At 49.6% G+C, this 522-nt stretch carries 1 tRNA gene and 1 rRNA gene; both read right to left on the bottom strand.

The features are described 5' to 3' along the window. Positions 1-266: 266 nt before the first annotated feature. Positions 267-342: transfer RNA gene (locus ACTJKZ_RS21210), tRNA-Glu, on the bottom strand. A gap of 86 nt (positions 343-428) precedes the next feature. After that, positions 429-522: ribosomal RNA gene (locus tag ACTJKZ_RS21205) — 16S ribosomal RNA — on the bottom strand; the annotation flags it as partial.

The raw sequence follows: 522 nt of genomic DNA, 5'->3' as shown, positions 1-522 counted from the left end.
CTTCATCGCCTCTGACTGCCTGGGCATCCACCGTGTACGCTTAGTCGCTTAACCTCACAACCCACAGGCGTTTTGCAACGCTGCAGACTGCAAGCATTTGAGAGACTCGAACGTGCCGCATTTTTCATTCTTGTTACGGAGAACGAAAGCGACACGTCGTTTCAATTTTCAGCTTGTTCCGGATTGTTAAAGAGCAATATCTTAAACATGACTCGTAAGTCATCTTTAAGATATGTGGGCAACATCTTTCACCTGTCACCAAGCTTTGGCGTCCCCTAGGGGATTCGAACCCCTGTTACCGCCGTGAAAGGGCGGTGTCCTGGGCCTCTAGACGAAGGGGACAATTAAGTCTGTCTTCGAAAGACACTTTGCTCGTTATTTTCTATCAGACAATCTGTGTGAGCACTGCGCGGGAAGGTATCTTCAGGTAAGGAGGTGATCCAACCGCAGGTTCCCCTACGGTTACCTTGTTACGACTTCACCCCAGTCATGAATCACAAAGTGGTAAGCGCCCTCCCGAAG

This window comes from Pantoea sp. 22096 (genome assembly GCF_052045955.1).
GTDB classification, from domain to species: Bacteria; Pseudomonadota; Gammaproteobacteria; order Enterobacterales; family Enterobacteriaceae; genus Pantoea; species Pantoea alfalfae.
The sequence above is the reverse complement of the archived record's forward strand: the minus strand, read 5'-3'. Positions and strand labels throughout refer to the sequence as shown.